The sequence below is a fragment of the Achromobacter arsenitoxydans SY8 genome (assembly GCF_000236785.1).
GTDB lineage: Bacteria > Pseudomonadota > Gammaproteobacteria > Burkholderiales > Burkholderiaceae_B > Achromobacter > Achromobacter arsenitoxydans.
The window spans coordinates 69128-92301 of the sequence record NZ_AGUF01000082.1 but is presented as its reverse complement, the minus strand read 5'-3'; the positions used below and the strand labels follow the sequence as shown (position 1 = coordinate 92301).

General features: G+C 64.0%; 21 protein-coding genes and 1 pseudogene. 16 read left to right on the top strand and 6 right to left on the bottom strand.

Annotated features, from left to right (window positions below; genetic code table 11):
• The 11 genes and pseudogenes from KYC_RS25525 to KYC_RS25475 form a co-directional block, all read left to right on the top strand.
• Positions 1–1207, top strand: a 1207-nt coding sequence (locus KYC_RS25525) for an McrB family protein (RefSeq protein WP_008167923.1), incomplete at its 5' end; no start/stop codon positions are given.
• 97 nt (positions 1208–1304) lie between these two features.
• Positions 1305–2489 (top strand): McrC family protein, encoded by a 1185-nt coding sequence (locus tag KYC_RS25520; RefSeq protein WP_238531993.1) that lies wholly within the window; start codon positions 1305–1307, stop codon positions 2487–2489.
• 89 nt (positions 2490–2578) lie between these two features.
• Positions 2579–2985, top strand: a pseudogene (locus KYC_RS25515) (transposase); the annotation flags it as partial.
• Between the two features lie 224 nt (positions 2986–3209).
• Positions 3210–3974 (top strand): FadR/GntR family transcriptional regulator, encoded by a 765-nt coding sequence (locus KYC_RS25510; RefSeq protein WP_100148374.1) that lies wholly within the window; start codon positions 3210–3212, stop codon positions 3972–3974.
• Between the two features lie 37 nt (positions 3975–4011).
• Positions 4012–5373, top strand: coding sequence for an aromatic ring-hydroxylating oxygenase subunit alpha (locus tag KYC_RS25505; protein WP_043519242.1), 1362 nt, complete (start codon positions 4012–4014; stop codon positions 5371–5373).
• Positions 5370–5939 (top strand): 3-phenylpropionate/cinnamic acid dioxygenase subunit beta, encoded by a 570-nt coding sequence (locus KYC_RS25500; protein ID WP_008167914.1) that lies wholly within the window; start codon positions 5370–5372, stop codon positions 5937–5939. Before KYC_RS25505 ends, KYC_RS25500 begins: the two co-directional genes overlap by 4 nt.
• A 107-nt stretch (positions 5940–6046) precedes the next feature.
• On the top strand, positions 6047–7039 hold the full coding sequence (locus KYC_RS25495; protein WP_043519241.1) for a Bug family tripartite tricarboxylate transporter substrate binding protein: 993 nt from the start codon (positions 6047–6049) through the stop codon (positions 7037–7039).
• Positions 7040–7044: 5 nt separating this feature from the next.
• Positions 7045–8229, top strand: a complete 1185-nt coding sequence (locus KYC_RS25490) for an FAD-dependent oxidoreductase (RefSeq protein WP_100148373.1) — start codon at positions 7045–7047, stop codon at positions 8227–8229.
• Between the two features lie 29 nt (positions 8230–8258).
• A complete protein-coding gene (locus KYC_RS25485; RefSeq protein ID WP_008167909.1) occupies positions 8259–8585 on the top strand; it encodes a 2Fe-2S iron-sulfur cluster-binding protein in 327 nt (108 codons plus the stop codon).
• Between the two features lie 25 nt (positions 8586–8610).
• Positions 8611–8820 (top strand): hypothetical protein, encoded by a 210-nt coding sequence (locus KYC_RS25480; RefSeq protein WP_008167908.1) that lies wholly within the window; start codon positions 8611–8613, stop codon positions 8818–8820.
• A gap of 18 nt (positions 8821–8838) precedes the next feature.
• Positions 8839–9816, top strand: a complete 978-nt coding sequence (locus KYC_RS25475; protein ID WP_008167906.1) for a 2-hydroxyacid dehydrogenase — start codon at positions 8839–8841, stop codon at positions 9814–9816.
• 81 nt (positions 9817–9897) lie between these two features.
• On the opposite strand, the gene KYC_RS25470 is transcribed toward KYC_RS25475, so the two are convergent.
• The 3 genes from KYC_RS25470 to KYC_RS25460 form a co-directional block, all read right to left on the bottom strand.
• Complete coding sequence (locus tag KYC_RS25470) at positions 9898–10890, bottom strand: Bug family tripartite tricarboxylate transporter substrate binding protein (protein WP_043519239.1); 993 nt, start codon at positions 10888–10890, stop codon at positions 9898–9900.
• 131 nt (positions 10891–11021) lie between these two features.
• Positions 11022–13163 carry a UvrD-helicase domain-containing protein gene (locus tag KYC_RS25465; protein WP_008167902.1) on the bottom strand — a complete coding sequence of 714 codons (2142 nt, stop codon included), beginning with the start codon at positions 13161–13163 and terminating at the stop codon, positions 11022–11024.
• Between the two features lie 119 nt (positions 13164–13282).
• Positions 13283–14299 (bottom strand): amino acid ABC transporter substrate-binding protein, encoded by a 1017-nt coding sequence (locus KYC_RS25460; RefSeq protein WP_008167900.1) that lies wholly within the window; start codon positions 14297–14299, stop codon positions 13283–13285.
• A gap of 225 nt (positions 14300–14524) precedes the next feature.
• Here KYC_RS25460 and KYC_RS25455 point away from each other — a divergent pair, with 225 nt between their 5' ends.
• Positions 14525–15649 (top strand): FUSC family protein, encoded by a 1125-nt coding sequence (locus tag KYC_RS25455; protein ID WP_008167898.1) that lies wholly within the window; start codon positions 14525–14527, stop codon positions 15647–15649.
• Between the two features lie 45 nt (positions 15650–15694).
• Here the strand turns inward: KYC_RS25455 and KYC_RS25450 are convergent, their stop codons facing one another.
• Positions 15695–16699 (bottom strand): LysR family transcriptional regulator, encoded by a 1005-nt coding sequence (locus tag KYC_RS25450; protein WP_008167896.1) that lies wholly within the window; start codon positions 16697–16699, stop codon positions 15695–15697.
• 162 nt (positions 16700–16861) lie between these two features.
• Between KYC_RS25450 and KYC_RS25445 the strand changes: the two genes are divergently transcribed.
• Positions 16862–17833 (top strand): D-2-hydroxyacid dehydrogenase, encoded by a 972-nt coding sequence (locus tag KYC_RS25445; RefSeq protein WP_008167894.1) that lies wholly within the window; start codon positions 16862–16864, stop codon positions 17831–17833.
• Positions 17834–17918: 85 nt separating this feature from the next.
• Here KYC_RS25445 and KYC_RS25440 read toward each other — a convergent pair whose 3' ends face one another.
• The gene (locus KYC_RS25440; protein ID WP_008167892.1) at positions 17919–18851 is read right to left on the bottom strand and encodes a LysR substrate-binding domain-containing protein; all 933 of its coding nucleotides are present in this window, start codon (positions 18849–18851) and stop codon (positions 17919–17921) included.
• 174 nt (positions 18852–19025) lie between these two features.
• Between KYC_RS25440 and KYC_RS25435 the strand changes: the two genes are divergently transcribed.
• Genes KYC_RS25435 through KYC_RS25425 form a run of 3 tightly spaced genes read left to right on the top strand, consistent with a single transcriptional unit; the run spans position 19026 to position 22189 of the window.
• The gene (locus tag KYC_RS25435) at positions 19026–20255 is read left to right on the top strand and encodes a metal-dependent hydrolase family protein (RefSeq protein WP_008167890.1); all 1230 of its coding nucleotides are present in this window, start codon (positions 19026–19028) and stop codon (positions 20253–20255) included.
• Positions 20256–20291: 36 nt separating this feature from the next.
• Complete coding sequence (locus KYC_RS25430) at positions 20292–21647, top strand: MFS transporter (protein ID WP_008167888.1); 1356 nt, start codon at positions 20292–20294, stop codon at positions 21645–21647.
• Positions 21644–22189 carry a GAF domain-containing protein gene (locus KYC_RS25425; RefSeq protein WP_008167886.1) on the top strand — a complete coding sequence of 182 codons (546 nt, stop codon included), beginning with the start codon at positions 21644–21646 and terminating at the stop codon, positions 22187–22189. The genes KYC_RS25430 and KYC_RS25425 overlap by 4 nt, the downstream gene beginning before the upstream one ends.
• Before the next feature lie 123 nt (positions 22190–22312).
• On the opposite strand, the gene KYC_RS25420 is transcribed toward KYC_RS25425, so the two are convergent.
• On the bottom strand, positions 22313–23158 hold the full coding sequence (locus tag KYC_RS25420; RefSeq protein ID WP_008167884.1) for a DMT family transporter: 846 nt from the start codon (positions 23156–23158) through the stop codon (positions 22313–22315).
• Positions 23159–23174 lie beyond the last annotated feature (16 nt).

Sequence of the window (23174 nt, the reverse complement as noted above, 5' to 3'; positions counted from 1 at the left end):
CAAACGATTGGAGACGCAATATCCGAATCAAGTAGATCATTACGCTCCGCCAGTCGGCACCCTGATTAAGCAGCAAGTAACTCAGCCTACGAAACAACTCGCAGAAGAGAAGGGCGGCAAATTTTCGGACGAGACCAGCGATGAAATTCCTGCGCAAGAGTCCGATCCCGAATACGACATCGACACGGCGACCAACGCGACGCCGACTCTTCGAGTAGCAGACAATCTGATCCTATTTGGTCCGCCGGGGACGGGAAAAACCCACGAGATGCAGGCCCGAATGAAAATCGCGTTTGAGAAGGGGGAGGTTTGTGAGTTCGTAGCATTTCATCCCAGCTACTCCTATGAGGACTTCGTTGGTGGCTTGCGGCCAGTGGCGTCGGCGGATGGCAACGGCGTAGTGGTGGTTTACCAGAAGGGCCCATTTCTCCGTTTGTGTGAAGAAGCTCATGCAAATCCAACCCAGCAGTTCACTCTATTTATCGACGAAATAAACCGGGCGAATGTAGCCAAAGTGTTTGGCGAGTTGATCACGCTTATCGAACCTAGCAAGCGTGTAATCGCCGGTAGTAGGGCCAAGGATGAAGGGGCATGGGTAACACTACAAGGGCTTTCATACCGCTTTGGCGTGCCTGACAACCTTAACCTAGTCGCTACGATGAATACGGCTGATCGTTCGGTTGCAATGATGGATATTGCGCTGCGGAGGCGCTTCCGCTTTCAAGAGTGCGCGCCCGAGGTAGCACGCGTTGAACCTGCGAAGATTGGATCAGTTGATTTGCGGGCGTTGCTCCAATGTCTGAACGATCGGCTTGAATACCTGTTGGATCGGGATCATGCTATTGGTCATGCGATTTTCATTGGGATCAGTTCACTTGACGAGCTGAGACAGGTCCTGGCGCAGAGAGTGATTCCTTTGCTTCAGGAATACTTTTTCGAGGATATGGAGAAGGTTCGGTTGGTGTTGACCGGAAGCCGCGAAGATAGTGTTTTCATCACATCTCGCACGCTTTCGCCTTCCAAGCTGTTTCCTGGAGCGAAGCAATCCTTGGGGCCAGAGGTTAGGTCGACATTCTCGGTCGGAGACCTAAGTTCCTGGACCGAGTCCGATATTGTCGGCTTGTATTCAGCGGCTCCAATCCTCGCCTTAGGCGCGCAGACCGCATCCGAGGATTCGGACCCCAGTAATATTTTGAGCGCTGAATGACTCAATGGAAGGTCTACGAACAATTTCGGTATTGGAGCATGAGACCATTCCCGTTCGAGAATGGTTTGACTCCGCAAAGTCGATAGCGGATGCAGATATGTGGTTGACCGAGGCCGACGCTCAGGCGCTGCTTCTGCTCAATCAAATGCGAAAGGGATTTTGCGAACGTCGAGCAGAAGGGGTGAAACTTGCGCAGTATTGTGGAGTGGTGCGCTTGCCTACTTGTGTGCTTGAGGTTCTGCCCAAGGTCGGAGTATCCGACGCTAGACTGCCGGGTGAAGTGGATAGTTCGCGAGGAGCGTTGTTGGCCATGTTGCACGGCGCTCGCCGAGTAACCATAAAGAAGGTCGGCACTGTTCAACAGCAATCGGTGCAGGCGCCCCTTTTGGATATATTCATTGAAGCATTTTTGCTCTGCGCTCTTGAGCAGGCGAGGCGTGGCTTGCTAAGCCGATACATGGTGCATGCTGAAGATTTGCCAGTCATCAAGGGAAGATTTCACGCCCAAGGCCATGCCCGGCGCAATGCGTCGCGCCCTCACTTGTTGCATTGTGAGTACGACGAATTTACGGTCGACAATGTCTACAACCGCAGCATTCGCGCTGCGCTAGTGGCGTGTTTCGGCTGGATCAGAACAACAGCTACGCAGCGGCTTTGGTACGAAGCGCATGCCAGGTACGGCAATGTTTCAGCGGTGAAGATGTCAGCGGAGGATGTAGCGCGTCTGCCACGCGACCGGACAACACGCCGATACACTGACGTGCTCACCTGGTGTGAATGGTTGCTGGGCACGGTCAGTCCCGCAATGGCCAAAGGCATCACGGAGGCTCCAGGACTTTTGTTCGACATGAACAAGCTGTTTGAAGCCCATGCAGCTAGGCTAGAAGAAGTCCGGGCCGGACCTAATCGGATCGTAAATGTGCAGGGACCGCCTCTGCACCTAGCCAGTCATGGAAAGCACAAGATATTCTTGTTGAAGCCGGATATCACTATATGGCGCACAGACTTGGATGGCAACGCATCAAGCATTGACCGCGTGGTGGATGCAAAGTGGAAGCGGATCAACCCTCGTGCGTCAGATCTTGGCGTAGATGAGGGTGACATCTATCAATTGCTAGCCTATGCCTTACGCTACGACTGCAAAACGGTCGAGCTGGTGTATCCGATGCCGAGGGGCGCCGAGTCATATCGGTCTCAAATGACATTCAACATTTCGCTCGCCGGCCAATATGCCAACGACTCGATCGCAATCTCGGTGAAATTTATATCGCTTTGGGAATGACCCACTGGTTGGGTCAAGGCGTGAAACGGCGCGGTTGGGCCTGTCAGTAGTTTCGTGTTTAAGGCATAACATGCGTCCACGGAGCATTTATGCCACGCAACCCGAAGTCCAAGCTAGCCGATCTGCCGGCTATTCCCCCCCTGAGCTGCTGGCGTCGTTCGGCGACGGTCCGACGACGGCCGAAGAGATCAACGCCGCCTCGCTGGCCTTCAAGAAGGCGTTGATCGAGCGACCGCTCGGTGGTTAGATGAACCATCATCTGGGCTATCCGAGCGGGTCTGCCAAGCCCGTTGATGTCGCGAACCAGCGCAACGGCAAGGGCGCCAAGAGGGTACTCACCGGGGAAGGCCCGGTGCGTATCGAGGTGCCGCGCGACCGCGACGGGAGCTTCGCGCCGCTGCTTATCCTGAAGCACGAGCGGCATTTCACGGGCTTTGACGACAAGATCGTCGCGATGTACGCCCGAGGCATGACGGTGCGTGAGATCCTGGGATTTGGGCGGTGCGTTTCATCCCCTCACTTCCACTTCCGTTACTCCAAACGTCAATCTATCAGTGTCGGGTCGACGGTGTAGCTCACGCCCCACCCCCGCACTTCCCCTAATACCCCCTCCCATCCTTATACGATTATCGTATTTTCAACGCACCCCTCCCGGGGCACGTACACAGCCGAGGCAACGCGGGCTGGCAATGAGATGCACGTTTTCGGACGAGACTTCCTATGCCTGATTCAGCTTCCCGAGTACTGTTGAAAAAAGATGCGGTGGTTGCATTCCAGTCAGAGCCCAACCTGACTGACCGCGTCACGGAAATGCTGCTGGATGAGATCACCAGCGGCGACTATCAAGTCGGCGAGGTCTTGCCTCCAGAGCAGACCATCGCGACCCGGCTTGGCGTTTCGCGCACGGTGCTGCGCGAAGCGGTTTCCCGCCTGAAGGGCGATGGCATTGTTCAAAGCAAGCAGGGACGCGGCCTGACCGTCATGCAGACGGCGCGGCCTTCCGTGCTGCGCATGCAGGCGGCCGATATCGGCGATGCGGACCAGGTGCTGCGCATCGTGGAGCTGCGGCGGGGCTTTGAGATCGAGGCCGCGCCGCTGGCGGCTGCACGCCGCGATGACGATGACCTGGCGGCGATGCGGGTGGCGTTGCGCAAGATGGCCGATGCGATTGCGTCGGGCGATGTGGCGGTGGGCGTGGACGCGGACATGGAGTTCCATCGCTGCGTGGCGCGCGCGACGCGCAATGAACACTATCTGAATTTCTTCGATTTCCTGGCGGTGCTGCTCAAGAAGAACCTGCGTGTGTCGCGTTCGCGGTCGGCCAAGATTGCGGGGCGCGGTGCGCAGGCGCAGAAGGAGCACGAGGCATTGTTTGCCGCTATCGAGAAAGGCGACGTGGAGCTGGCGCGGCAGCATGCGCGCACGCACGTCGACAACACGGAAGCACGTCTGCGTACAGCGGCGGCCACGGCGGAACAGTCGTAGGCGCCCAATCAAGGGCATCCTCCAAGGGGAAGTGGTGATGGGTCATAAGACGATTGATGAGTTGGTGCGCGCCGACGAAGGGCTGGTCAGCCGGTCTATCTTCGTGGACGACGAGATCTTCCAGCAGGAGCTGAAGCAGGTGTTCTCGCGCGCGTGGCTGTTCGTGGGCCACGAGAGCCTGGTGCCCAAGCCGGACGACTATTTTGTGTCGCGCATGGGTACGGAGTCCGTGATCCTGACGCGCGACCGGCAGGGGCAGATCCAGGTCATGCTCAATAGCTGTGCGCACCGCGGCATGAAGCTCTGTCGCTACGACCACGGCAACAACCGCACCTTTACCTGTCCGTACCATGGCTGGAGCTTTTCCACCGACGGCAAGCTGGTGGAGCGGCCCGGCGAACTGGTGGGCGTGCCTGGCCATGCGACGCATTACAAGGGCGAGCTGGACAAGAAGCAGTGGGGCTTGAAGACGGTGGCGCAGGTAGTCAATTACAAGGGCGCGGTGTTCGCGACCTGGGATGCGGACGCGCCGCCGTTCGAGGACTATCTGGGCAATATGCGCCTGTACCTGGACGCGGCGCTGGACCATCGCGATGGCAGTCCGGGCGGGTCGGAGGTGATTGGCGGGGTGCAGAAGTGGCGCATCAAGTGCAACTGGAAGTTCGCGCCCGAGAATTTCATTGGGGATCTGTACCACGACATCAGCCATCGCTCGGTGGATATCGTGGGCATCGGGCCGGGCGCGGGCAAGGGGCGGCGCGATGCATCGGTCAGCCGGTCGGCGATCTGTTTTCCGGATCTGGGGCACGGACTGCTGGGGCGTCTGCCGTTCTATGAGGAAGGGCCGTACGCACCGCAATACGGGCGCTACCCAGAGGTGGAGGCCTATTACCGCCAGATCCACGAGACGCGCGAGCGCACGCTGGGGTCGGCGATGCGGGTGCAGACCAGCGTGGGCACGATTTTTCCGAACATGTCGTTCCACGGCCGCCAGCCGCGCACGCTGGCGGTGTTCCACCCCATCAGCGCGACCGAGATGGAGATGTGGCGCATGTACCTGGTGGACAAGGATGCGCCCGAGGCCGTGAAGGACGCGGCGCGGCACTATTTCCTGCGCTACTCGGGCCCGGGCGGCATGACGGAATCGGACGACATGGAAAACTGGACGGGCGCCACCGAGGCCAGCATGGGCGCGATGTCGCGCGAGCTCTATTTCAATTACCAGATGGGCGTGGGGCACGCGCAGCCGGTGCCTGAGATCCCGGGCTGTGCGGTAAACGGGGAATACACGGAAGAGAATGCGCGAGCCTATTACCGGCGCTGGGCGCAGTTCATGAATGGCCTGTCGTGGGATCAGCTGATGGCGCGCGCGGTGCGCATCGAGGAGAAGGCGGCATGAACGCGACCATCGAAAACGACGCGCAGGTGGCGCAGGACGACAGCGTGGACGACATGCTGCTCTGGTGGGAAGCACAGCGCTTTCTGCACCTGGAAGCCGATCTGCTGGACCATCGCGAGTTCGACGCGTGGCTGGGCCTGCTGGACGAAGCCATCACCTATCGCATGCCGCTGACGCGCAATGTGCGCCGCGATGCGATGGCGCAGGAATATTCCGGCAAGCAGGATGCCGCCTGGTTCGACGAGGGCATCGACACGCTGCGCCAGCGGGTCGCGCAGATCAAGACGGGCATTCACTGGGCCGAGGAACCCGCGTCGCGCGTGTCCCATCTGGTGACCAACATCCGCGTGCTGGATGTGAGGCCGGACGAGGGCGGCGGAGATCTGGTGCGCGTGCGGTCGCGCTTTCTGATCTATCAGAACCGGCTGCAGGCCGAGGTCAACCTGTTCGCGGGCAAGCGCGAGGACGTGCTGCGCAGGCGCGACGGACGCTGGACGATTCTGCAGCGCGAGATTCACCTGGACCAGAACGTCCTGCTTGCCAAGGCGCTCACGATCTTCTTCTAGCGCCGATCACAGCCGCGCCGGCCGGTCTGCCGGCATTCGATGGTTTTCTTTCCACTCGGGGCCAGTCCGCCGGAAGGGCGAGGCTCGCCCATACCTGGAGTCGCAGCATGCATAGACGTACTGTATTGAAAGCCATCGCCGGCGGCGCCGCGCTGGCTGCTACCGGGACTGCCTGGGCCGCGGACGGCGCCTATCCCAGCAAACCGATACGCCTGATCGTTCCTTATCCGCCGGGCGGCGTGACCGACGTGGCGGGGCGCCTGGCGGGCGAGATCCTGAGCCGCAAGTTCGGGCAGCCGGTGGTGGTGGAGAACCGCCCGGGGGCCAACGGCATGATCGGCAGCCAGCAGGTGGCGACGTCGCCGGCGGACGGCTACACGCTGCTGCTCAATGGGCTGGGCGGGATGGTGCTGCCGATGGCCACGGTGACCGGGCTGCCGCTGGACACCTCGCGCGCGTTCACGCCGATCGGGCAGATGGCTGAGTTCATCAATGTGCTGATCGTGCGCACGGATTCGCCGATACGCAGCGTCGACGACCTGATCGCGACGGCGCACAAGCGCAGCAAGGACGGGCTGAACTATGGCTCGAACGGCATCGGCTCGTCGGTGCATCTGACCACGGCGTTCTTTGCCCAGCACACGGGCACCAATCTGCTGCATGTGCCGTACAAGGGCAGCGGCGAGATGCTGGTGGATGTGGTCAACGGCAACCTGGATTTCAGTTTCAGCAATCTGCCGCCGGTGATGGGGCTGATCCGCAAGGGTTCGATCCGCGCCATCGCGGTCACCAGCAGCTATCGCAGCAAGCAGCTGCCGGACGTGCCGACGATGGCGGAGCAGGGTGTGGCGGATTTTGATGTGACGAGTTGGCTGGGACTGTACGGTCCGGCAGGCATGCCGCCGGACCTGGTGCAGAAGCTGAGTGCGGCGTTGCAAGAGGGTATGGCGCTGCCGCAGTCGGCGGAAACGCTCAGCGCCGCAGGCTTCGAGCCGCGCCCGAGCGGATCGGCGGCGTTCGCGGAACTGAATCGGGCCGAACTGGCGCGCTGGAAGCAGGTTGCCACCCGCGCCAGCATTTCCCTGAAATTCGGAGCCTGAGCGCCATGGAACCTTCTTCCCGTTTGCAGCACGTTCACACGGCCATCATCGGCGCGGGACATGCCGGGGTGGAGTGCGCGTGGGCCCTGCGCGCCGCGGGCGTCGAGGGCGACGTCGCGCTGTTCGGCGCGGAGACGCACGCGCCCTACGAGCGTCCGCCCCTGTCCAAGGCGCTGCTGACCGGGACGACCAGCACGGAACGCATTGCATTGCGGGCAGATGCCGCCTACGAGAAGTCGCGCGTGGTGGTGGTGGCTGGCGATCCGGTGGCCAGCATCGACACGGCCGCGCACACGCTGCGCACGAGCTCCGGCAGGGAGGTGACGTATGAGCACTGCGTGCTGGCCACGGGAGCCAGCGCGCGCGGCATCGCCGAGGTCTCAGGTGAACACGTGTACTCGGTGCGCGGCCTGGACGACGCGCACCGGCTGCGCGAGGCGCTGCGTCCGGGCATCCGCCTGCTGGTCGTGGGCGCGGGATACCTGGGGCTGGAGGCGGCGTGCTCGGCGCGCAAGCTGGGCGCCGACGTGCTGGTGTTGGAGCAGGGCGGCAACGTGATGGCCGGCAAGGTGTCCGAGCCGACCGCCACGCGCATCGGCGACCTGCATCGCGAGGCCGGCATCGAGATCCGCCACGGCGCCGCGGTGGCGCGCTGGGAGCGCTCTGCGGCCGGCTGGCGAGCCCATCTGGCCGACGGCGGCGCGCTGGACGCGGACCTGGTGCTGGTGTCGATCGGCGCCGTGGCCGAAACGGCCCTGGCCGAGGCGGCCGGCCTGATCTGCCTGGACGGCGTGGTGGTGGACGAGTGCTGCCGGACTTCGGCGCCGGATGTCTACGCCATTGGCGATTGCGCCAGCGCATTTCGCGGCGAGCTGCAGCGCTACGCCCGCATCGAAAGCGTGCAGAACGCGCTGGCCCAGGCGCGCACGGCGGCCGCCGCCATCGCTGGCAAGAGCCCGCCCGCGCCGCGCCCGCCCACCTTCTGGTCCGAGCAGCAGGGCCGCCGCCTGCAGATGGCGGGCCTGGTCAATCCGGCCGAACCGTGCCGCGACGTGCTGCTGCCCACCGCCAAGGGCTGGCTGGTCGAGCGCTACCAGCAGGGCCGGCTGGCGGCGATCGAAGCCGTCGACAGCCCGGTGGAATTCATCAAGGGCGTGCCGCGCATCGGCTCGCCCGAAACAGCCTCTTGAGACTTGTGGACAAACAACAGGGAGACGATATGCCCTCTGCCATCTTTGAATTGCCCGACGGCGCCGAACAGGTGCTGGATGTTCCGGACGACTGGTCCCTGATGGAGGCCGCGCGCCGTGACGGCCTGGAAGGCATCGTCGCCGAATGCGGCGGCGGCGCCATCTGTGGCACCTGTCATGTGCAGGTGCAGGCCGACTGGCATGCGCGGCTGGAACCGCCGGGTATGGCGGAAGAGGCGCTGCTTGAAGTGGTGCCGGAACGCTGCGCCACCAGCCGCCTGTCCTGCCAGGTGATCATGACGCCCGAGCTGGACGGCATCCGGGTGCGCGTGCCGTCCGCGCAGCTTGAACTGTAGCCAAGGCCTTCAGGAGCCCATCGCCATGGCCGACAACAAATCCATCAATCTCGTCGATCTGCAACCCGGCGTGCGTGTGCGCATGGCCGGCGGCGCGCTTGCCGAGATCATCGAGAACCCGCAGGACGGTTTCTGGCTGATCGTCCGTTACCTGGACCATCCCGCCGAACCCGCGCTGGTCGACGCCGGTGAGCAGCAGGTGTTTGCCACCGACGTCGAAGCAATTGAACCCTGACCCCTTCTGGAGCCCCCAATGAATCAAAAGCCCAAAGTCATCGTCTCCGCGCCTGTGCCGGCGGATCTGCGCGAACGCCTTGCAGAGCGTTGCGAGATCGTCGAAGTGCCAACCGGGCAGAATCCCGCCGAGGTGCTGCCGGCCGATCAGCGCGCGCAGATCGAAGGCATGGTCTGCACCGTGCGCACCAAGGTCGACCAGGCGCTGCTGGACGCGCTGCCGGCTTTGAAAGTCAGCTCGAACTTCGCAGTGGGTTTCGACAACGTCGACCTGCAGGCTGCCACGCAGCGCAAAGTGCTGATCTGCAATACGCCGGGCGTGCTGGACGGCGCGGTGGCCGACGTGACCATCGGCCTGATGCTCTGCCTGTCGCGCAACCTGGTGGCGGGCGACGCCTTTGTGCGCAGCGGCGCCTGGACCAAGGGCGCCTTTCCGCTGACGCGCGACATCCGCGGCAAGACGCTGGGTCTGCTGGGCATGGGCCGCATCGGCCGCGTGGTGGCGCGCGCGGCGCAGGCCTTCGACATGAAAGTGGTCTATCACAACCGCCGGGAGGATCCGCAGGCGGAAGGGCTGGCCACGTATGTCGACCGCGACGAGCTCTTCAAGACGTCGGACGTGCTTAGCGTGCATATCCCGCTGTCCGCCGAGACGCGCCATTCCATCGGCAAGCGCGAGCTGGGCCTCATGAAGCCGACGGCTTACCTGATCAACACCGCGCGCGGCGCGGTCATCGACGAGGCCGCGCTGGTCGAAGCGCTGCGGGCAGGAACGATTGCCGGCGCCGGGCTGGACGTGATGGAGCAGGAGCCGCAGCCGGCCGAAAGCCCCCTTTGCGCGCTGCCCAATGTGGTGCTGCAGGCCCACGTGGGCAGCGCCACCCACGAAACGCGGCGCGCCATGATCGACCTGGCGGTGGCCAACCTGATGGACGCGCTGGGCGGCCAGAAGCCGCAGGCCATGGTCAACCCCGAGGTCTGGCAGGCGCGCGCCTGACGCGTGCAGCAAGAATGAGGCCGGGGCCGCCCGACGTGCGGCCCCGGCCTGTCGCTGCGCGTCTGACCGACGCGCGGTTCGCTACTTGCCGCCGTAGTCCACGACGATGCCGGCCTGCTGCGCGACCTCGCTCCAGCGCTTGAACTCCGCGGCCGAAAACGCCTGGAATTGCGCTGCGTTGCGCAGCTTGGGCTCGAAGCCGGCGCCGATGATGCGGGCCTGGAATTCCGGCGTCGCCAGCCCCGTGACGATCAGGTCCGACAGCTGGGCGATGATGGCGGGGTCGACCTGGGCGGGCGCGTACATGCCCAGCCAGCTGGTCACGTCGAAGTCCGCCATGCCCTGTTCCTGCATCGTCGGCACCTTGGGCAACTGCCGCGCCCGGTAGGCGCTGGTGACCGCCAGCGCCTTCAAGCGCTTGCCGTCCACCATGGCCAGCGTGGGCGGCAGGTTCATGAAACAGATGTCCAGGTCGCCGTTGGCAGTGCCGACCAGGGCCTCGCTGGCGCCTTTGTAGGGCACGTGATCAAACTTCAGGCCGGTGCGCATGGCGAAGAGTTCCGCCGTCATCTGCGACGAGCTGCCGACGCCGTTGCTGCCATACAGCGGCTTGCGCTTGCTGGCGCGCAGGTGTTCGATCAGTTCGGGAACGGTGTTGGCCGGATGGTCCACGCGCACCACGAGCGCGTTGACGAACTCGGCCACCTGGGCGATGGGAAGCAGGGCGGTGGGGATGTCGATGGGCAGCCCGCGCAACGTGGCGGGCGGCAGCACGTTGTGGCCCAGTCCGCCCGTGGTCAGGGTGTAGCCATCCGGCTTGGCGGCGGCCGCGGCCTGCATGCCGATGACGCCGCCCGCGCCGGCGCGGTTTTCGATCACCACGCTCTGGCCGTATTTGGCGAAGAGCAGGTCCCCGACCAGCCTCCCCGCAAGATCGGTGGCGCTTCCTGGCGTGGACGAGACGATGATCTTGATAACGCGGGACGGATAGGCCCCGTTCTGTGCCCAGCTCGCGCCGGTCAGGCTCAGGCCGGCGGCGGCCCCCATCAGCTTCAACGCACTGCGACGTTTCATGATGACTTCCCCTTGGGTTATAGACCTACTGCTTCACGTGCTGCTCCAAAAAATGTGATCCGGACTTTGTACGATAAACATATTTCTCGTACGGTACGGGGCACGCGCAAACACGCAAATTGCGGCTAACCCTAGGGAAGGTCTGCAAACCACTGCCGGAACGGCTCAGGGTCCAGATGGGCCGGCACGTACCAGACCTTGCGGGTCCGGTCCCATTGGGCTCCTAGCGCCTTCACCACGTCCCGGTTCGCGTACGCGACTTTCAGGTCGCGATGGCCCAGGGTCTTGGTGGGAGCCGCCTGATTGCGGCGCAGGGTGTTGTCCGCCCGCGCCTGGGTGCCGGCCAACTGCATTTGCGCCAGGAAGGGGCTGCGTTGCTCGGGAGATTCGGGGGCAATCATCGTCAGCCGCGATTTCGTGCGGGTGGCGGCGACATAGAACAGGTTTCTTTCTTCTTCCAGCTCCCGCAGCGGGCTGGGAAATTCTTCGGCGTCCATGAACGGCAGAATGACGTGGTCGAACTCCTTGCCTTTGACGTTGGCGACGCAGTCGATCAATACGGTGTTCTTGCCGGGACGCCCGCCGGCAAACGCTTCCGCGGCGCCGATCCATTCAGAGAACTGGCGCAAGGTCTTGCCGGAGTCTCCTGCCGTAGTGATGAACCCGCGCACGGACTTGGTCACCACCGACGCGTCGTAGGGGTTGATATACAGCCGCCGGGCCAGGTTCTCCATGTCCATGATGCGGCAGACTTCCTCCAGCGCGCCAAGGGCCGGCGCGTCGGCGGACAGCCCGCGCAGGTGCGACACGGCCTCGGCGATGCGAGTGCGCGCGGCGACGCTGCCTACGCGCTGAATCTGCCCATCGAAAAAATGCTTCAGTGCAGACGGTTCCTTCGCAAGCGTGGCCTGGGCTTCGCGCAGTTCCTGTGGTGTCAGGGGCACCTGCGCAAAGGTGGCCAGCGCCCCGACGATGGCTTCGCGCGTGGCGGGGGACGCAACGTGGTGGAAATCGTCGAGCGCGATGGCGACCATGCCCCGCAGAAACAGGATCTCCTCGCGCAGCAGATAGCTGTGCATGGTGAGCGTGCGGTACTGCACGCTCGCGTTCATCAGCGCGTTCTCGATTTCGATGGATTGGTGGGCGTCGCGCAGCAGGATCGCGCAGCCGTCCAGCGGCTTTCTGTCCCGTTTCCATTGCAGGACGGCCTGCACGACCTCGGCGCCGCACGCGCCCGGCGCGGCCGCGTAGGCCGGTTCGCGGATTTCCGTGCGCAGGGCAAGACTGGAATCGACGGGTTTGTGTTTGAAGGCCTCCATGGCATAGGCCAGGTGCGGTCCATGGCGGTATGTCATCGTCAGGGGCAGGCTGGCGCAATCCGGAAAGCTGGAAGCGATGCGGTGCTGCAGGAAGGATTCATCCGCGCCCAGGTGCGAATAGATGACCTGGTCCTTGTCCCCGACGCCGACGAAGTAGCTGATGCCGATGCTCAGAAAGGCTTCAAGAATGCGGAACGACGCTTCGTTGACGTCGTGCATTTCGTCGCACACCACCAGCTTGAAATGCGGCAGTTGGTGGCGGATATCAGGGTCTGCAGCCAGCCGGCAGGCCAGGTCGTAGCTGGCATCGAAAAAACCGCGGGCGGCCACCTGGCCGAAAATGTCGACGCGCAGTTTTTCGTATTCGATGGCCCACAGGTAGTCAGTCAGAGGAACGCCCGCGCTGGCCGCCGCGTACTCGGGATCGTCCCCGCCATCGACGGAAAGCGTCATCGTCGCCTTCAACCGCAGCAGATTGTCCAGGAACTGGCTGACGGCCGTATTGTGGGTGCGGATGTCGAGCGAGTCCGCATAGTGCGGGTTGTTGAGCGCGACGTTTTCCAGCGCCGCCAGGGCGTGGTCTTGCTGTTCGCGCCGGGAAGGCAGGATTTCCGGCTTGCCGTCCTCGATGTTGGCCAGGATGCGCTGCGCAAAGCCTTCCATGGTCTGGACGTGAACGCGCCGGGCGGTGTCGTGGGCGATGCCCACGTCCTTCAGGCGGGTCTGCAAGACTTGCCTGGCTTCGTCGGTGAAGGTCAGCGCCAGGATGTCTTCGGGCGCCAGTCCCCGGGTCAGCGCTTCGCCGATGCGCAGGGCCAGGGTGGTGGTTTTCGCGGCGCCGGCATTGGCGATGACCAGGGTGCTCCGGTTCCGCGAGGTCTGGATCTTGCGTTGTTCTTCGGTGGGGACAAATCCCGCCGGGATGAACTGGGCGGATGCGGAAGGCGTGGTCATGGGCAGGTAAACAGGCGGGCAACAAAGGCCGCTGGGTCCAGCGGCGGCTTCAGTGTAAGCGGAGGGCGGCGCTGCCCAGGGGGCAGCAGCCGAAATCCGCCGGAACGCCCGCCTGGGCCTTACCTGACCGGCCAGCCGTACATCAGGCCGCCGTTGCGGTAGGAAGCGTTCAGGCCGCGCTCAAGCTTCAGCGGGCTGCTCGGGCCCAGGTTCTTCTCGAAGCTTTCGCCGTAGTTGCCGATGTGCTTGATGATGTTGTAGGCCCACTTGTCGTCGATGCCCAGGTTCTTGCCCATGCCCGGGGTCACGCCCAGCAGGCGCTGGATGTTCGGATTGGTGCTCTTGAGCATTTCATCCACGTTCTTGGACGTGACGCCGTATTCCTCGGCTTCCAGCATGGCGAACATGGTCCAGCGAACCAGGTTGAACCATTGCTCGTCGCCTTGGCGCACCATGGGGCCCAGCGGCTCCTTGGAGAAGTTTTCGGGCAGGATGTCGTACTGTTCCGGGTTTTCCAGATTGCTGCGCGCCGCGGCGAGCTGCGACTTGTCGCCCGTGAAGGCGTCGCAGCGGCCCACGGCGAAGGCGCGGATGATCTCGTCCAGGCGCTCGACTACGACAGGCTTGAAGGTGATGTTGTGCGAACGGAACCAGTCGGCCAGGTTCAGTTCGGTGGTGGTGCCGGGCTGCACGCAGACGGTGGCGCCTTCCAGGTCCTTGGCGCTCTTCACGCCCAGGGACTTGTTCACCATGATGCCCTGGCTGTCGTAGTAGTTCACACCGACGCCGATCAGGCCCAGCGTGGTGTCGCGCGTCAGCGTCAGGGTGGTGTTGCGGGTCAGCACGTCGACTTCGCCGGACTGCAGCGCGGTAAAGCGCTGGACGGCGCTGATGGCCTGGATCTTGGACTTGGAGGCGTCGCCGAACAGGGCGATGGCCAGCGCGCGGCACAGGTCGACGTCCAGGCCGATCCAGCCGCCCTTGCTGTCGTTCACCGAAAAACCGGCCACGCCGGTGGATACGCCGCAATGCACGAAGCCCTTGCTTTTGACCGCGTCGAAGGTCGCGCCCGCATGGGCGGTCCAGGACGAGATGAACAAGGCGGTGCCTGCCGCTGCCAGTTTGAGTGCTTTCATGGTGTCTCCGCGCAATTCCGCGCATTTGTATCGTTCAGCCGAAGGCTGAAGTGCGGCGAATGGTAGCCATCGGGTCTGGGGCGGAGAATCAGGGTATTCCCGTTAAATCCGGGGGGCGGAATTTGGCGGGGCTGGCGGCTATGGGCCGCCGTCCCGGTTTGCCGTCCCCGGGCCGATCGCCCATACTGGACGCTTTCAGAACCGGACCGTCATCCGGGCAATCCCATGAAAAGAAGCGACGAACCCGCGGGGCGGGACGGCAGGCGACGGCGCCCGGGCGTCTTCGTCAAGGACCAGCTGCACGGCACGTGGACCGAGCTGACCCGCGTCAACGCCAGCGACCGGCCCTGGGAAATGCCGCTGGCCGCCGCGCTGTCGTCCGGCCTGCCCCTGATGGTGGGCGCGTATTTCGGACGCATGGACTACGGGCTGATGTCCAGCCTGGGCGGCATGGTGTTCCTGAGCCTGCCGAATGCGTCGCTGCAGATCCGCATGATGATGCTGCTGGCCGCGTCCTTCGGGATGGTGGCCTGCTATGCGCTGGGCGCGCTGACGCAGTTCTGGCCCACCGCGACCATCGCGGCGCTGACGCTGATCGCCATGGTCGTGAACATGGTCTGCCGCTGCTATCGCCTGGGCCCGCCGGGCAGCCTGTTCTTCATCATGGCCACCGCGATCGCCGCCTACACGCCCGGCACCATCCAGGACGTGCCGCTGCGCGTGGGCATGGTGGCGCTGGGCTGCCTGGTCGCCTGCCTGGTGGCCTTCGCCTACTCCCTGCACATGACGCGCGTGGCGCCTGCCCCGCCGCATACCGAGTTGCCCAAGCCCACGTTCGATTTCGTGGTCTATGACTCGGTGATCATTGGCCTGTTCGTGGGGATCTCGCTGCTGGTGGCCGAACTGCTGCAACTGCAGCGCCCATACTGGGTGCCCGTCAGCTGCCTGGCGATCATCCAGGGCGCCAGCCTGCGGGCGGCCTGGAGCCGGCAGATGCACCGCATCCTGGGCACCACGGTAGGCCTGTGCGTGGCGTGGGCGCTGCTCAGCCTGCCGTTGAATGTCTGGACCCTGAGCCTGGTGATGATGGCGCTGTCCTTCGGGATCGAGACGCTGGTGGTGCGCCACTACGCCAGCGCGGTGGTGCTGATCACCCCGCTGACCATATTTCTGGCCGAGGCGCCGCATTTGGGGCAGGGCTATCCCATCGACGTGATCGAGGCGCGCTTCCTGGACACCGTGATCGGCGCGTTCATCGGGGTGCTGGGCGCGGTATTGCTGCACAACCAGCGCATCCGGCCGCACCTGTCGCGCTGGATGCGGGCGGTGCTGCCCCGGCGGGTGAATTGAAGGACGCGGAGATCGCCGCGCAGTAGCGTTCCTGGCGCCGCGGCATCACTGTTGCGGCGCTTTCTCCGTCTGCCGCGGCTTCCTGTCCTTTCTCCCCCGCACCTTCACGCCTGCTGGCGCCGGCTTATCGTTGATGACGTCCCGCATGTACTGCAGGAACAGTTCCGAACTTGCCGACAGCGACCGCAGGCGGCGCGTGATCAGACAGACCTCCCGCGACAGCCGCGGCGAACTCAATTCACGGAATACGAAAGGCCCGGCTTCAATCCCAGGACCGGCCGGGGGCGGCGCGATGGAGCCGGCCGCCAGCGCCGGCAGGATGGAATAGCGGCCGCCGCCGCGCAGCAACGCATGCAGGGACGAGGTCCGCGAAACTTCGTCATGCTGCTGCTCGAAAAATCCGGGCTTGCCCGCATGCGCCCGCAGGAACACGCCGATGCCGGTGTCTTCCGTAAAACCCACATATTCGGCCGGGTCCAGGTCTGCCCATTTCAAGGGCCGGGATGCTTGCGCATAGGCGTGCGACGCCGCGCAGACCACCCCATAGCGGTCCTCGAACAGCGGCGTGTAGACCAGCTCGTCCAAGCCATGATGCGAGGTCGAAATCGCAAAGTCGATGTCGCCGTTGGCGATCATCTTCTCGACCTGTTCGGAGCTCGCGTCATGGAGCGAAAATGTGATCTTGGGGTAGGCCTGGCGGAAGGCCGAGATGGCGTCGCCCAGGAAGTAGTTGGTGACAGACGCCACCGCCGCGATTCTGACGTGCCCCTGCCTCCCCTGCGACAGCGCCTCCAGGTCGCTCAGCGCGCCATCGAACTGGCTGAGGATGCGCTCTGCCTCCGCCTTGAAGCGCGCCGCCTCGGTCGTCATCGCAACGCGGCGCGTGCTGCGGTCAAAGAGCTTGACGCCCACGGCTTGCTCGAACTGCTGGATCGTCGCGGTCAGCGAAGACTGGGTCAGGAATAGCTGCGACGCGGCCTCGGTGAACGAACCCGTGTTGGCCACCGCAACGAAGCAGCGGAAGTGCCGCAGGGTGATGGTGCGCTTCATCGTCTTGCTCCGGAACCGCGAACGCTGCGGGGCGTCCTGGATATATTGGAAAAAACGAATAATAAGCAAAAATCAACAATTTGTAGTGAAGAAAGCCTGGCCATAGAATTTGCTCCGATCCGGCGCGGTGTGCGCCGGCGCCTATCGGGTGAAAAGGGAGCCATGACGACACAACAACCGCTGCGCATCCTGATGTCGGCGCAGACCCTGGGCCGGATCGGCGACGCCGTGTCGGAAACGCTGGGCCGCCGCGCTTTCGAACCCGTTGTTGCCGCCGGCACGCATGGCCATGAGCCTGCGGACGTCGACTTGGCCTTTATCTCCCGCGACGTGACCGGGCTGTCCACCAAGCACCGCGTCCTCGAACCGCTGGAATCCTTTTACGTATCGCTGCGCAAGTCGCCCCGATTGGCCTGGGTGCACGTCCACTCGGCGGGCGCGGACCGGCCCATCTTCGGCGAGCTCAAGCAACGCGGCGTACGAGTGACGACATCGTCCGCCAACGGGCAGGTCGTGGCCCAGACCGCGCTGGCCGGCATCCTGGCGCTGGCGCGCGAATTCCCCCGCATGTTCGATGCCCAGCGCGCGCGGACCTGGACGCCGCTGATCGGCGGCCTGCTGCCGCGCGACCTGGCCGGACAGACCGCCGTGATCGTGGGCTGGGGTCCGATCGGACGGCAGCTGGCCGGCTATCTACAGATGCTGGGCCTGAAGGTGATCGCCGTGCGCAGCGCGGCCGAGCCCGCCGCCGACGGCGTGGAAACCTTTGCCTTCGAGGATCTGGCGGAGGTAGCCGCCCGCGCCGATTGGCTGGTGCTGGCGTGCCCGCTCAGCGACCGCACGCGCGGGCTGGTGGACGCCGCCGTGCTGGCGCGCATGGCGCCGCATGCCCGGCTGGTCAACGTGGCGCGCGGCGAGGTCGTCGTGGAACAGGATCTGATCAAAGCGCTGCGCGCCCAGGCCCTGGCCGGCGCCTATCTCGACGTCTTCGAGCACGAGCCGCTGGATGGAGAATCGCCGCTGTGGAACCTTCCGAACGTGATCGTTACGCCGCATTCTGCCGGCCATTCGGATGGTAACGAGGCCCGCGTCGATCGAATTTTCCTGGATTACCTGCGCGAATGGCGGCAGTGATCCCCGTCTGGATGCCGGGCCCTGTGCGGGCGGCAGGACTTCATCAGGTATCTGCTGGACGAGGAGAACCTGGCGGCGTGGCCCGCTAACTGGCCGCTGCGCAGTAGGGGCATTCCGTCCCGCAAGCCTTGCCGGCCGCCGCGGCCTGGCCCGCATCACCATGAAAACACTCATGCGCCAGCCACTGGCTCAGCCGGTCGTAGCTTTCCATGTTGCTGCGCCAGTTCGGCGCGCAAAGATAATAGCCAAGCGGGCTTTCGAAGCTGCGGTCGAATATGTCCACCAGCTGTCCGGTGGCCAGTTCCTTTTCGATGAGGCAATGCGGCATCAGCGCCACGCCAAATCCCGACGACGCCGCCTGGATAATCATCGAAAACAGATTGAAGCCGGGCCCGAAGCGCGCCCGGTCATAATCGCCCAGGTACGTTGAAAACCAGTATTCCCACGACAGCGGAATCTCGATGTGCTGCAGCAGCGTGCACTGCTTGATGTCTTCCAGGCTGCTTATCGGGTGCTGTTCCAGATACTCCTTCGAGCAGACGAGGCGGGTTTCCCGGCCGGTCAGGTATTTGGCGTCGCCGTCATGCCAATCGCCATACCCATACTGGATCGACGCATCGAAATCGAGTTCGGTGCTCTTGTAGTCCGCAACGCTATAGCGCACGAAATTGATGGAGATGTCCGGGTTGACCTCGCGGAACGTCTTCAGGCGCGGGAACAGCCATTGCGCGGCGAAGGTCGGCGCCGCGGATACGTTCAGTGATTTGGCCGATTGCTGCGTGGCCATGACCTGCGATGTGGCGCTTTCCAGCGTGTGCAGGGCCGGGCGGATCAGGCTCAGGTAGGTGGCGCCCATGCGCGTGAGCTGCAGCCCGTTGGTGCCCCGGATGAACAGCGCGTGCCCCAGATAGCTTTCCAGCGTGGCGATGTGCCGGCTGATGGCGCTTTGCGTGACGAACAGTTCCTTGCCCGCCTTCGAGAACGACAGATGCCGGGCCGCCGCGGAAAACGCATTCAACTCGGAAAGGGTGGGGCAGCGACGTCTCATAGGGGGGTATGAGTAATGCTCATAAGGCTGTTCAAATTTGTGTCGAACGCATAGGGGGAGACCCGGTATCGGACCCCCGAATTGTACCGGTAGAGTGCGGCATGCCTTTATTTCAGGCGCTTTGAACTGTTTACGTGGTTGATTATGAAGCCGGTTGTTATCAAGAATTGCAGGATCCTCAATACCCGAACCCTGACCCTCGAAAGCGCGGCGAACGTGCTGGTCGAGGACGGACTGATCACCCGCATCGGCGCCGATGATCCGGCCCCGGCGGATGCGCAGGTCGTGGACGCCAAGGGTATGACCCTGATGCCCGGCATGATCGACTGCCACGTCCACGTGGTGGCGTCGTCCTTCAACCTGGGGCGCGTTGCGGCGCTGCCTAATGCGTTGGCGCTGCTGCGCGCGCTGCCCATCATGCAGGGCATGCTGGACCGCGGCTTTACGTCGGTGCGCGACGCCGGCGGAGCCGACTGGGCGCTGGCGCAGGCCGTGCTGGACGGCACGGTCGACGGCCCTCGCTTGTTCTGCGCGGGCAAGGCCCTGTCGCAGACGGGCGGCCATGGCGACTTCCGCCAGCGCAACGACGAGCTCGATCCGTGCCCGTGCTCGGTCAAGATCGGCAACATCGGCCGCGTGGTCGACGGCGTCGACAACTGCCGCCTGGCCGTGCGCGAAGAAATCCTGAAAGGCGCCACGCAGATCAAGGTCATGGCATCCGGCGGCGTCGCCTCGCCCAACGATCCCATCCAGAACCTGGGCTTCTCCGAGGCCGAGCTGAGCGCCATTGTGGAAGAAGCCAGCAACGCCAACACCTACGTGATGGCGCATGCCTACACGCCGCGCGCCATCACGCGCGCCGTGCGCTGCGGCGTGCGCACCATCGAACATGGCAACCTGGTCGACCGCGAGGCGGCGCAGGTCATGAAGGAACACGGCGCCTACATGGTGCCGACGTTGATCACCTATGAAGGCCTGGCGAACGACGGCGAACGCTATGGCCTGCCGCTGGATTCGGTGAAGAAGATCGCCACCGTGCGCACGCAGGGCCTGACCGCGCTGGAGATCCTGGACGAAGTCGGCGTGAAGATGGGCTACGGCAGCGACCTGCTGGGCGAGACCCACTACATGCAGTCCGACGAACTGGTGCTGCGCAGCCGCGTGCTGGGCAACGCCAAGGTGATCCAGCAGGCGACGCTGATCGGCGCCGAGATCCTGAACCAGGTGGGCCTGCTGGGCGAAGTCCTGGAAGGCGCCTACGCCGACCTGCTGCTGATCGACGGCAATCCGCTGGACGACATTGAACTGCTTACCAAGCCCGACTCGATCAAGCTGATCATGAACCGCGGCCTGCTGCACAAGAACGCCTGCTGACGTCTCCTTTCTTTATTTCTTCGGAACCTCTTCACCATGTATTCCGTATCGGACCGCCTTGAGCGGCTGCCGTTCAGCAGCTTTCATTTCCGGCTGCTGATGATCGGCGGCCTGGGCCTCGCTTTCGAAGCGCTGGACGCCGGCATCATCGCTTTCATCATTCCGTCCCTGCGCACGCAATGGGGCCTGTCCACCGGCCAGATCGGCTGGATCGCCAGCAGCACCTATGTGGGCTTCCTGGTCGGCGCGCTGTTCTCCGGCATCCTGGGCGACCGCTACGGCCGCAAGAAGATCATGATGTGGGCGCTGCTGCTGTTCTGCGTGGCCACCTTCTTCAACGCCTTCGCCCGTAACTATCACGAGTTCTACATCCTGCGCATGATCGCCGGCATCGGCATGGGCGCAGAAGGCGCCATCATTGCGCCGTACCTGGCCGAGTTCGTCAGCAGCAAGTATCGCGGCCGTTTCACGGGCGCCCTGGCGGGCTTCTTCTCGTTCGGCTTCGTGATGTCGGCGCTCTTGGGCTACTTCATCGTGCCGATGAGCGACGACGGCTGGCGCTGGATCATGATCATCGCCTCCGTGCCCGTGGTGTTCCTGCTGTGGTGGCGCAAGTCCCTGTTCGAATCGCCCCGCTGGCTGGAGCACACCGGCCAGACCGCCGAAGCCAACCGCATCTGCGAAGCCATCGAGGCCGAAGTGCAGCAAAGCACCGGCCGCCCGCTGCCCAAGCCCGTCGCCACGCGCAAGGCCGCGCCGACCGCCGCCGACCAGCAGACCGCGATGGCCAAGCTGGCCTCGCTGTTCTCCAAGCAATACCTGGGCACGACCGTGCTGGTGTGGGTCTTCTGGATCACCGTGCTGTTCTGCTACTACGCCTTCCTGGTGTGGATCCCCAGCTTGCTCGTGGAACGCGGCTTCACCATCACAAAGAGCTTCTCGTACACCATCCTGATCTACCTGTCGCAGATCCCGGGCTACTTCTCGGCGGCGTACTTCAATGACCGGATCGGCCGCAAGTACACCATCCTGGCCTACATGCTGTTGTCGTGCCTGTCGGCGCTGGGCCTGGCGCTGGCCAGCGGCGAGCACCAGATCATCATGCTGAGCATGCTGCTGTCTTTCGGCATGAACGGCGTCATCGCGGGCCAGTACACCTACACCGCCGAAATCTATCCCACGTCGATCCGTGCGACCGGCATGGGCGCGGCGTCGGCCTTTGCCCGCATCGGCTCCATCGCATCGCCGACCATCGTCGGCGTGGCGTACCCGGTGCTGGGCTTTGCGGGCGTCTTCGCCATGATGACCGCCATCCTGCTGATCGGCGGCCTGGGCATCCTGTTCTATGGCAAGAACACGCGCGGCGTCGTGCTCGAGGAGATTCACGCATGACCACGACGTTGGCAATCGGGCCGCTGGCCATGCATGCGCGGGCGCTGGGCATGGCGCGCGACTCCCAAGCGCAGTGGGGCGCAATCTCCGCTTTGCTTGAAGAGACGTTCGGGCACAAGCTGTTCACGGCGTTGCTGTATCTGGAAGAGCATCGCCTGATGAAGCGGTTGCACACGTCGGACGAAAGCATCAGTCCGCTGGGCGGATTCAAAGCCACCGGCAACGGCCCGTGGTCGCGGCTGGTGCTGGAAGAAGGCCAGTTCTACGTGGCCAGCAACGAAGACGACGTGCGCACCGTGTTCTCCGAGGCGCCGATGCTGATCGACCGCGGGCTGCAGTCGGCCTTCAACATCCCGGTGCGGCACCAGGGCCGGGTGATCGGTTCGCTCAACATGCTGGCGGCGCGCCATGCGTACGACGATGCGGATCAAGCGCTGGCTTCCGTCGTCGCCGGCCTGTGCGCGCCGGTTTTCATTGAAGCGATGAAGGATGCGCAATCGGCCGTGGCGGGCGTGGACCGGTCTGCGCTGGATAGCGTGTGATTTTCTGCGTTTGAGTATCCGTCCCGGTGCGGGACTGGGTTTGCGGGCTGCTTGCCGGAGCGGCCCGCCTTTCTTTCGGACCGCTTCCTCAGGCGGTCTTTTTTTTGCAGGGTGCTTGCGGATTCAGGCCGGCCGCTTGTTCAGGATCACCAGCGAAACGCCAACGAGCACCAGCGCCGACGCGGCCATCAGCAAGCCTGTCAGCGGTTCGTCCAGAAACACCGTGCCGCCAAACGCCGCCAGTACCGGGACGCTGAGCTGCACCGTCGCGGCGCGCGTTACGTTCAACTGCTTGAGCGCTGCATACCAGAGGATGTAGCCCAGCCCTGACGTCACCGCGCCGGACACCACTGCGTACATCGCGCCGGCGGCGTCCATGCGGATGTGCGACGCCAGGAACTGCGCGACAAACAGCGCCAGCGCGATGGGCGTGGCGCGGATGAAATTTCCCGCGGTCGCGGCGGCCGGGTTCTTCGATCCCCGGCCCAGCAGCGAATAGATGCTCCACGCCACCCCCGAAAGAATCATCAGGAAGCCGTAGAACAAAGGCGGCGCGCCCACGCTGGGCAACATCAAGCCCACCAGCCCGCAGATCGCCAGGCCGATTCCCAGGCCTTGGACGAACGACAGCCGTTCGCCGATGACCAGCCCATACACGATCATGCTGATCTGGATCGCCCCGAACAACAGTAGCGCGCCCGTGCCGGCGGGAATCCGCGTGTAGGCGTAAGAGAACGCCACCGCATACGCAAACAAGGCCAGCGCGCCCGCCCAGTTGCCTTCCAGGCGCGCGGATTCCCGGCGCATATACAGCACCAGCCACAGCATCAGGGCGCCGGACACGATGCGGATGGCGACGAAAGAAGTGGGGTCGATCGGGGTCTGCTTAAGGGCCAGCCGGCACAGCAGGGAATTGCCGGCAAAGGCCAGCATGGCGAAGAGGGTGAGCGCGAACAGGCGGAGTGACATGGCGCGGGCCTTTCAA

Bases quoted from the DNA above. Each gene is read 5' to 3' on its own strand.
- KYC_RS25460 (WP_008167900.1), bottom strand. From the start codon at position 14,299: ATGAAAGCACTCAAACTGGCAGCGGCAGGCACCGCCTTGTTCATCTCG.
- KYC_RS25465 (WP_008167902.1), bottom strand. From the start codon at position 13,163: ATGACCACGCCTTCCGCATCCGCCCAGTTCATCCCGGCGGGATTTGTC.
- KYC_RS25495 (WP_043519241.1), top strand. From the start codon at position 6,047: ATGCATAGACGTACTGTATTGAAAGCCATCGCCGGCGGCGCCGCGCTG.
- KYC_RS25450 (WP_008167896.1), bottom strand. From the start codon at position 16,699: ATGAAGCGCACCATCACCCTGCGGCACTTCCGCTGCTTCGTTGCGGTG.
- KYC_RS25490 (WP_100148373.1), top strand. From the start codon at position 7,045: ATGGAACCTTCTTCCCGTTTGCAGCACGTTCACACGGCCATCATCGGC.
- KYC_RS25510 (WP_100148374.1), top strand. From the start codon at position 3,210: ATGCCTGATTCAGCTTCCCGAGTACTGTTGAAAAAAGATGCGGTGGTT.
- KYC_RS25485 (WP_008167909.1), top strand. From the start codon at position 8,259: ATGCCCTCTGCCATCTTTGAATTGCCCGACGGCGCCGAACAGGTGCTG.
- KYC_RS25445 (WP_008167894.1), top strand. From the start codon at position 16,862: ATGACGACACAACAACCGCTGCGCATCCTGATGTCGGCGCAGACCCTG.
- KYC_RS25480 (WP_008167908.1), top strand. From the start codon at position 8,611: ATGGCCGACAACAAATCCATCAATCTCGTCGATCTGCAACCCGGCGTG.
- KYC_RS25505 (WP_043519242.1), top strand. From the start codon at position 4,012: ATGGGTCATAAGACGATTGATGAGTTGGTGCGCGCCGACGAAGGGCTG.
- KYC_RS25500 (WP_008167914.1), top strand. From the start codon at position 5,370: ATGAACGCGACCATCGAAAACGACGCGCAGGTGGCGCAGGACGACAGC.
- KYC_RS25420 (WP_008167884.1), bottom strand. From the start codon at position 23,158: ATGTCACTCCGCCTGTTCGCGCTCACCCTCTTCGCCATGCTGGCCTTT.
- KYC_RS25520 (WP_238531993.1), top strand. From the start codon at position 1,305: ATGTGGTTGACCGAGGCCGACGCTCAGGCGCTGCTTCTGCTCAATCAA.
- KYC_RS25425 (WP_008167886.1), top strand. From the start codon at position 21,644: ATGACCACGACGTTGGCAATCGGGCCGCTGGCCATGCATGCGCGGGCG.
- KYC_RS25435 (WP_008167890.1), top strand. From the start codon at position 19,026: ATGAAGCCGGTTGTTATCAAGAATTGCAGGATCCTCAATACCCGAACC.
- KYC_RS25455 (WP_008167898.1), top strand. From the start codon at position 14,525: ATGAAAAGAAGCGACGAACCCGCGGGGCGGGACGGCAGGCGACGGCGC.
- KYC_RS25475 (WP_008167906.1), top strand. From the start codon at position 8,839: ATGAATCAAAAGCCCAAAGTCATCGTCTCCGCGCCTGTGCCGGCGGAT.
- KYC_RS25430 (WP_008167888.1), top strand. From the start codon at position 20,292: ATGTATTCCGTATCGGACCGCCTTGAGCGGCTGCCGTTCAGCAGCTTT.
- KYC_RS25470 (WP_043519239.1), bottom strand. From the start codon at position 10,890: ATGAAACGTCGCAGTGCGTTGAAGCTGATGGGGGCCGCCGCCGGCCTG.